This is a genomic window from uncultured Halorubrum sp., from assembly GCF_937146585.1.
Taxonomy (GTDB): domain Archaea; phylum Halobacteriota; class Halobacteria; order Halobacteriales; family Haloferacaceae; genus Halorubrum; species Halorubrum miltondacostae.
Genome location: NZ_CAKZRO010000111.1, coordinates 1 through 7,918 on the forward strand (window position 1 = coordinate 1; position 7,918 = coordinate 7,918).

At 69.0% G+C, this 7,918-nt stretch carries 9 protein-coding genes; 2 read left to right on the forward strand and 7 right to left on the reverse strand.

The annotated features are described in order from the left end of the window. From Q0116_RS09195 to rnz, 7 genes are all read right to left on the reverse strand, one after another. A partial coding sequence (locus tag Q0116_RS09195) for a biotin/lipoyl-containing protein (RefSeq protein WP_297887199.1) occupies positions 1-523 on the reverse strand: 523 nt, incomplete at its 3' end. Positions 524-568: 45 nt separating this feature from the next. After that, entirely contained in the window at positions 569-1,555 is a 987-nt protein-coding gene (locus tag Q0116_RS09200) for an alpha-ketoacid dehydrogenase subunit beta (RefSeq protein ID WP_297887201.1), read from the reverse strand. Next, positions 1,556-2,659, reverse strand: coding sequence for a pyruvate dehydrogenase (acetyl-transferring) E1 component subunit alpha (gene pdhA, locus Q0116_RS09205; RefSeq protein ID WP_297887203.1), 1,104 nt, complete (start codon positions 2,657-2,659; stop codon positions 1,556-1,558). It abuts the gene before it with no gap. Between the two features lie 319 nt (positions 2,660-2,978). After that, positions 2,979-3,386, reverse strand: coding sequence for a CopG family transcriptional regulator (locus tag Q0116_RS09210; protein ID WP_297887205.1), 408 nt, complete (start codon positions 3,384-3,386; stop codon positions 2,979-2,981). 124 nt (positions 3,387-3,510) lie between these two features. Then, entirely contained in the window at positions 3,511-4,134 is a 624-nt protein-coding gene (locus Q0116_RS09215; RefSeq protein ID WP_297887208.1) for an RPA family protein, read from the reverse strand. Then, positions 4,135-5,061, reverse strand: coding sequence for a replication factor A (locus Q0116_RS09220; RefSeq protein ID WP_297887210.1), 927 nt, complete (start codon positions 5,059-5,061; stop codon positions 4,135-4,137). Positions 5,062-5,735: 674 nt separating this feature from the next. Further along, positions 5,736-6,668: a ribonuclease Z gene (gene rnz, locus Q0116_RS09225; RefSeq protein WP_297887212.1), complete on the reverse strand. Its 933-nt coding sequence runs from the start codon at positions 6,666-6,668 to the stop codon at positions 5,736-5,738. Between the two features lie 105 nt (positions 6,669-6,773). Between rnz and Q0116_RS09230 the strand changes: the two genes are divergently transcribed. Both Q0116_RS09230 and Q0116_RS09235 read left to right on the forward strand, forming a co-directional pair. Further along, positions 6,774-7,052: a hypothetical protein gene (locus Q0116_RS09230; protein ID WP_297887214.1), complete on the forward strand. Its 279-nt coding sequence runs from the start codon at positions 6,774-6,776 to the stop codon at positions 7,050-7,052. A gap of 163 nt (positions 7,053-7,215) precedes the next feature. Next, positions 7,216-7,918, forward strand: a 703-nt coding sequence (locus tag Q0116_RS09235) for an ABC transporter transmembrane domain-containing protein (protein ID WP_297887216.1), incomplete at its 3' end; no start/stop codon positions are given.

Below are 7,918 nucleotides of genomic sequence, written 5' to 3' on the forward strand. Positions count from 1 at the left end.
CCGCGTCGGCGGACCCCGCGTCCACCTCGGCGTGCGCCCGGACGTCCGACTCGCTCACGCGGCCGCCGGGGCCGCTCCCCTCGACGGCCGCGACGTCGACGCCGAGCTCGCGGGCGAGCCGACGGGCCGACGGCGGCGCGAAGGTGCGCCCCGAGGGCGTGTCGGGCTCGGCGTCGGGCTCCTCGGTGACGGGCTCCGACGCCGGCTCGTCGGCCGACTCGGGCTCGGGTTCGGCTTCGGTACCCGCGTCGTCGCCGGCGGTCGCCTCGGCGTCGCCGTCCTCGTCGACGCGGAACGAGATGATCACGTCGCCGACGGGGACCATCTCCCCCTCCTCGGCGAACAGCTCCTCGACGACGCCGTCGTAGCTCGACGGCACCTCGACGAGCGCCTTATCGGTCTCGACCTCGGCGACGGGCTGGTCCTCCTCGACGCGGTCGCCGGGCGCGACCAGCCAGCTGACCAGTTCGCCCTCGGCGACCCCCTCGCCGACGTCCGGGAGCTTGAACTCCTCGACGGTCATGCCCTCTCCTCCTCGAGTGTCATACGTGTATCTCCGGCGGTCATCTTAAAATTCGACCGCCTTCAGGATACCCTCCTCGATGCGCGCCGCGGACGGGAGGTAGTAGTCCTCCAGCGCGTACAGCGGGTACGGCACGTCGAACCCGGTGACGCGGCCGATCGGCGCTTCCTGGTACAACAGCGCCTCCTCCTGGAGGATCGCGGTGATCTCGCCCGCGAGCCCGCCGGTCTTCGGGGCCTCGTGGACGACGACCGCGCGGCCCGTCTTCTCGAACGCCTCGACTATCGCCTCGCGGTCGAGCGGGGAGACCGTGCGGAGGTCGACGACCTCGCACTCGATCCCCTCCTCGCCGAGCGTCTCGGCGGCCTCCAGCGTGGGCCGGGTCATCGCGCCGTAGGTGAACACGGCGACGTCGTCGCCCTCGCGCCGCGTGGCCGCCTCGCCGATGGGGACGGTGTACGGCTCCTCGGGGACCTGCTCGCGGAACGCCCGGTAGATCAGCTTCGGTTCGAGGAAGATCACCGGGTCGGGGTCGCGGATCGACGCCGCGAGCAGCCCCTTCGCCTCGTACGGCGTTGAGGGGACGACGACCTTCAGGCCGGCCTCGTGGGCGTAGAACGCCTCCTTCGACTCGGAGTGGTGTTCCGGCGCGCGGATGCCGCCGCCGTAGGGGGCGCGCAGCGTCATGGGGAGCGTGAACCGCCCGCGGCTGCGGGTCCGAAACCGCGACATGTGCGAGACGATCTGGTCGAAGCCGGGGTACATGAACCCGGAGAACTGGATCTCCGGGACCGGTCGCATCCCCATGGCGGCCATCCCGACCGCGGTGCCGATGATGCCGGACTCGGCCAGCGGCGTGTCGATCACCCGGTCGCCGCCGAACTCGTCGTACAGGCCCTCGGTCGCGCGGAAGACGCCGCCGTTCTTGCCGACGTCCTGGCCCATCACGACGACGTCGTCGTCCGCGCGCAGTTCGGAGTGTAGTCCGTCTCGTACCGCCTGTACCAGCGTGAGATTCTGTGTGTCAGTCATTCAGTCCTCCAGGAACGCCGCGTCGCCGCGTTCGTCGCGCAGCGCGGCGAACTCCTCGTACTGCCGCTCCAGTTCGGGCGGAAGCTCCGCGTAGGCGTGCTCGAACAGCTCCCGCGGGTCGGGCCGCGCCATCGACTCCGCCGCGTCGATCGCGTCCGCGACCTGCGCCTCCACCGACGACTCGACCTCGGCGACGCGCTCGTCGTCGAGGAGCCCCTCGGCGCGGAGGTACGACTCCAGCCGGTCGATCGGGTCCTTCCGCTTCCAGCGCTCGACCTCGTCGTCGTCGCGGTAGACGGTCGGGTCGTCGGCGGTCGTGTGCGCGCCGAACCGGTACTGGACCGCCTCGATGAGGGTCGGGCGCGGCCGGTCGGCGTCGGGGTCGCGCGCCTTCTCCAGCGCGGCCGCCGTGACGCTGTACACCGCGAGCGGGTCCATCCCGTCGACCTGTACGCCGTCGATCCCGTACGCCTCCGCCTTCTGGGCCAGCGTCGCGCTCCGGGTCTGCCGCTCGCGCGGGACCGAGATGGCCCACTGGTTGTTGTTACAGAAGAAGACGGTCGGCGTGTCGAACACGCCGGCGAAGTTGACCCCCTCGTGGAAGTCGCCCTCGCTCGTCGCGCCGTCGCCGAAGTAACAGACGAACGCGTCGTCCTCGCCGCGAAGCTTCGAGGCCCACGCCGCGCCTGTTGCGTGGGGGACCTGCGACGCGATGGGGACGGCGACCGGGAAGACGTTGACGTCCGGCGGCGCGTTGTTGCCGTCCTCGTGACCCATCCAGTAGAGCAGCGTCTGTTTCAGCGGGAGCCCGTGGACGAGGGCCGCGCCGTGCTCGCGGTACGACGGGACCATCCAGTCGTCGTCGTCGAGCGCGTACGCCGACCCGATCTGGGCCCCCTCCTGGCCGGAGAGCGGGGGGTACGTCCCCATCCGCCCCTGCCGCTGGAGGCTCACCGCGCGGCCGTCGAAGTGACGCGCCAGCCGCATGTGCCTGTACATCTCGACGAGCGACTCGTCGTCGAGGTCGGGAACGTCGCCGACGACCTCCCCGTCCTCGTCGAGGACGCGAACCGTATCGTCGTACGCCCTGTCGAACACGCTCACGGTCGAACCCACCTTCGCATGTCCGATCCGTCCAGCGCCCGGGTAATATCGTTTTCGTAAATAATTTAGTATACTCAGAAATAGCGGCTTCGCGATGAGAAACTGTCCATCAGACGGGGAGAGAATCGGACGTTTCTGAACAAACTCGGAGGAGTTAGGCAATATTTTCGTCAACATGGGCGTTTCGCCGGTCAGTAACGGACGAACAGGAAGGTTTTCGCCCGAGGGGCGGTCGGGCGACTGGCGTATGGCCGAGCCGCGGCGTCGCGACTGGGCGGTGAAGCGGGCGCCGAGGGGAGAAACGGGCGGCGTCGAGCCGCTATCCGAGGCGGAAGGACGGCTCGTCGGGCTCGCCGTCGAGGTCCTCGAGGTGGATCACGTCGTCGTCGTCGCCGTCCTCGAGCTGCTCGCGGAGGTAGTTGACGTACCGCTTGTGCTCTTCGAGCTGTTCGCGGAGGTGTTCGGCCTCGAGCTCCAGCCGCTCGTGTTCGCGGACGAAGCTCTTCGGGACCTCGACCTTCGGGGGGAACGGCTCGTCGTCGTCGTCGGCCCCGGCCAGCTCCGACTCGGGAACGACCCGGACCCGGCCGTCGTGGGCAACGAGCGCGTCCACGTAGTCTCGGAAGACCGCCGACAGCGAGATGTCGCGCTCCTCGGCGATGTCGCGGAGCGCCTCGAAGGCGTCCTCGTTGACGCGGAACGAGACCGTCTTGTTCTTGTTGCCCATCACCGGAGAATTCGGCGCGCGAGTCACTTAAGCGTTTGTCAGACGGTCGCAAGAAACCGCGAAATATTCCGCGTTGCGGTTCGACGCGCCCGATCGGTTCGGAAACGCGGCCGAGCGTCGCCGGTCAGGGCTCGGGCGTCCCGGCCGGGTCCGGGTCGTCGCCGGCGAGCTCGTCGCCGCTGTCGTCGAGGTCCTCTAACGCCGACAGCGCGGCGGCCTTGTACGTCTCGGGGTCGAGGTCGTACTCCTCGCGGGCCATCCGCGCGTACTCGTTGCCCTCGTCGTCGAACGCGGCGACGCGCTCGACGGTGCGGCGGGCGGTCTCCGCGACCCAGCGGTCGCGGGTGGCGGCGTCGACCTCGGTGATCGACTCGGGGCGGACGGAGACCCGGACCGTACCGTCGTCGGTCTCGTAGGTCCGGGGTTTCCCCACGACTGCGACGTAGGCCGGGGGCTCCAAGTCCCGGAGTTTGGAAGCGGCTTCGGGCTGGTACTGACCGGCGTACACGAAGAACGTGCCCGTCGGGTCGACGATGCGACCGCGCCAGTACTCGCTGTCCTCGCCGACGTCCTCCTTCTCGGTGAGGGTGCCGACGAAGAACACGCGGTTCGAGGACTCGCCCGTCGGCAGCAGCGCGTAGACGGGGGCCCGCTCGTCGTCGGACTCGGTGAACGTGTAGCCGGCGTCGTTGAACTCGCTCGCGAACACGCGCCGAGCGACCTCTCGGGTGGGGGCTGACTGGCTCATTTAGATCGACCTCGCTTCGATCAGCGCGCTTTCGACGTCGACGGTGCCGGGGTCCTCCATCTCGTCGACCAGGACGTACCGGCCGAACGTCGGACCGGTGACGCGGTAGTAGCGCCCGAGCACGTCCTCGCCCATCTCCTCGGCGACGACGGTGGTGTCGAGCGCGTCCATCGCCATGTCCTTGGCCTCCTCCAGGCTCATGCCGGTGAGCTTTTCGGTGGCCTCGCGGTCGAAGATGACCTCGGAGACAGTCTCGCCGTCGTCGAGGACTCCCTTGATCCGGAGGTCGAACTCGCCCTCCACCTGGCCGTGTTCGGAGCAGCGCCCGTTCTGGAGGACGCGGGTACAGTCCTCCTCCGGGCAGCGCTTGATCAGGCCGGAGCCGGACTGGATGTCGACCAGCGCGCCCTCGACGGTGTCGGCGTTGTCGCCGATCTCGATCTCCTCGTCGATTTCGGTGATCTGCGTCGTCCGGTTGAGCTTCACCGAGTAGCTCCCCTCGTACTCGTCGGTGACGACGTTCGAGAGCTCGTACGCCTGTCCCTCGGTCAGCTCGGGGAGGTCGGAGGTCTCGAAGGCGACGAACTTGATCGTGCCCGACTCGTCGCCGAGGAGCCCGACCTGCGAGATGGAGTCGCTGCGGGGCTCCCACAGGTCGACGAGCTCGACGCGCAGGTCGACCCACTGTTCGTCCTCGTCGATGTCGTCGACGAGGACCTCCTCGCTGCCGCCGCGGCCGAGTTCGTCGCGCTCCATCCCGGCGTCTTCGAGGTAGCTGTTGGTGACGCTCCGGCTCGCCTCGTCGAGCGGCACGCGGTACTCGTCGACGAGCGTTTCGAGGCGCTCCTCGACGTCGTCGGGATCGACGTCCGTGTGGTCCGAGAACTGTTCCGCTATCGCTTCCGCTTCCTGTCGCAGTTCGCTCATGGGGTGTCTCCGCCTCCGGTCTTGTTTCACTGGGAGGCGTACGACGGTTGGTTCCTCACCGTATTAAAACGCCCGTGACCGCGGTGAAAGTGGAACTAAACGCCCGCTTGAGACCCGCTACGCGGTGTTCTTTCGATCCGCGGAGATCGACCGACGGGACGACCTCGCTCGCGTCAGACGCCCGTCAGCCGTGCGCGGGCTTCGTTTCAAGTGGAACCGTCCCACGGGTCAGAGTGACGCAAAAGCGGATCCGACGGAGGTGACGAAACGGAGCGGTGGCGTCGCCGGCGGCTCTGCCGCCGGCTGCAAGAGGCGCGTCGCGCCTCCCTGCGTGCCTTCGAGCGCCCATCGGGCGCGAGAAGCACGCGCGAGGGAGTCGCGAGCGAAGCGAGCGACGAGGCTGGGGAGGCGTGAGGTGTGGGGCGGGTGGGACTCGAAGGGGCAGCCGCGAGGCGGGCGCGGGAGAAGCAAGGACCGCAAGGAGCGAGCGAAGCGAGCGACTGAGGACCGCAGCAAGCGTGCGCCCGCCTCGCGGCTGGGGCTTCGGCGGCGTCCGTGCCGATCGGCTGGTTATAAACACGCTCGTTATACAGCCGAGCGACCGGGACTTCGGCGGTCCCCATGCCGGTCACGAAGGCATCCGAGTGGGACCGGCCGGTCGAACGCTCAACGTCTCAGTCGTCGGCGTCGGGGAACGGCACTTCGAGCAGGTCGCCGTCATCTGGCAGCAGGCACTCGCCGTCGAACGCCTCGCGGGCGTCGCGGCGGATCGGGCGCGGGTCGGCTGCGTACCGCGAGGAGATGTGGACCAGGGCGAGTCGCTTTGCGTTCGCGCGGGCGGCGATCGACCCCGCCTCGCGGCCGGTCGAGTGGGCGGTGTCGCGGGCGCGGTCGGCCATGTCGTCGGCGAAGGTGGCGTCGTGGATCAGCAGGTCGGCGTCCGCGGCCGCCTCCACGGTGCTCTCTCGCGGGCGCGTGTCCGCGGTGTACGCCAGCTTGCGGCCGGGGCGCGGCGGGCCGACGACCTGCTCCGGCTCGACGATCGATCCGTCCTCGGCCTCGACCGCCTCCCCCTCGTGGAGGCGCCCGAACTTCGGGCCGACCGGGACACCGAGCTCCTCAGCCTTGGGACGGTCGAACCGGCCGGGGCGGTCGTCCTCCTCCAAGACGTACCCCTGCGATATGGTCCGGTGTTCCGTCTCGAACGCGCGGACCGCGTACTCGTCGGTCTCGAAGGCGACCTCGCCCGGTTCGACGGGCTCGACGCGGACCGGAAACGCCGGGTCGTGACCGACGGCGTGGACGAGGTCGCGGAGCTGTTCCCCGGTCCCGGGCGGGCAGTGGATCGTCAGCGGGTCGGAGCGGTCGTTGAATCCGAGCGTCTGGACCAGACCGGGGATGCCGAGGACGTGGTCGCCGTGGAGGTGCGAGACGAACACCCGGTCGACGCCGAACCCGGTCCCGCTGCGCATCATCTCGCGCTGGGTGCCCTCGCCGCAGTCGAAGAGGAAGCGGTCGCCCTCGCGGTTGACGAAGACGGCGCTCGCCGCGCGCTCGACGGTCGGAACGGCCCCGCCCGTCCCGAGGAACGTGACGCGAAGAGACATGACCGGCCATCGGGGCGGCGGTTGTAAACCGGTGTCGATGCGGTGGGCGGCGCCGCCTCGCCCCGCCGCCGACACCCACATGAGGCCGGGGGCCCGAGGGCGGCCATGCGAGAGCCGATCGCCGCCTTGGTCCGACAGGAGGGGTGGCGCGCCGAGGGCGCGGCCGCCCGCGTCCACTACGAGGGCGGCAGCGACCGGTACGCGGTGGAGTTCTACGCCGAGAGCGCCCGCATCCTCTACTGGTCCGTGCCGACCGACGAGGACGAGGGCGGGACGGCCGCGCCGGTCCCGCGCGACGGCGTCCCGGGGCCGCTCCGGCAGCGCGTCCGGGGCGACCTCGACGAGGCCGGGATCGACCCGAGCGTGGAGCGCCGCGACCTCTGAGCGCGCGCGAGTCGGACCGGCGGGTCGACCGGGGCGCAGACGCGGGTGACCCCGATCCTCGCGGGAGAGATCACCCGATCGAACGGGTGTTACCGGTGTTTTCTGCCGATGTATTTCGGTTCGAAGGAAACCTATTTGCCGCCTTACCCGATACGAGTTGGTGATGAGTGGCGTCGAATGGGAAGAGGACGATCCCTTCGAAGAGCAGCGGGACAAGATCGAGAATCCGATGAAGCGGCTGTTCGTCGAGTACGGCCGCGACTACGTTCCGCAGGTGACGGTGGGGGTGTTCGCGAGCGTCTTCGCGCGGCTGCTCGACCTGCTCCCGCCGCTGATGCTCGGGATCGCCATCGACGCCGTGTTCTACGAGGACGCCCTGTTCAGCGAGCAGATCCCGCTCGTCGTCCTGCCCGACGCGTGGCTGCCGGCGGGACAGACCGCGCAGTTCTGGTTCACGATCGCCGTCATCGGGGGCGCGTTCGGGATCGGCGCCGGCTTCCACTGGGTCCGCAACTGGGGGTTCAACGCCTTCGCCCAGAACATCCAGCACGACGTCCGGACGGACACCTACGACAAGATGCAGCGGCTCAACATGGAGTTCTTCTCGGACAAGCAGACCGGGGAGATGATGTCGATCCTCTCGAACGACGTGAACCGGCTCGAGCGGTTCCTCAACGACGGGATGAACTCCTTGTTCCGGCTGTCGGTGATGGTGCTCGGGATCGGCGTCCTCCTCTTCTGGATCAACTGGCAGCTCGCCTTGGTCGCGCTGCTGCCGGTCCCGATCATCGGCGGATTCACCTACCTGTTCATCAAGATCATCCAGCCGAAGTACGCCGAGGTGCGCTCGTCGGTCGGGAAGATGA

Bases quoted from the DNA above. Each gene is read 5' to 3' on its own strand.
- Q0116_RS09200 (WP_297887201.1), bottom strand. From the start codon at position 1,555: ATGACTGACACACAGAATCTCACGCTGGTACAGGCGGTACGAGACGGA.
- Q0116_RS09210 (WP_297887205.1), bottom strand. From the start codon at position 3,386: ATGGGCAACAAGAACAAGACGGTCTCGTTCCGCGTCAACGAGGACGCC.
- Q0116_RS09215 (WP_297887208.1), bottom strand. From the start codon at position 4,134: ATGAGCCAGTCAGCCCCCACCCGAGAGGTCGCTCGGCGCGTGTTCGCG.
- Q0116_RS09220 (WP_297887210.1), bottom strand. From the start codon at position 5,061: ATGAGCGAACTGCGACAGGAAGCGGAAGCGATAGCGGAACAGTTCTCG.
- rnz (WP_297887212.1), bottom strand. From the start codon at position 6,668: ATGTCTCTTCGCGTCACGTTCCTCGGGACGGGCGGGGCCGTTCCGACC.
- Q0116_RS09230 (WP_297887214.1), top strand. From the start codon at position 6,774: ATGCGAGAGCCGATCGCCGCCTTGGTCCGACAGGAGGGGTGGCGCGCC.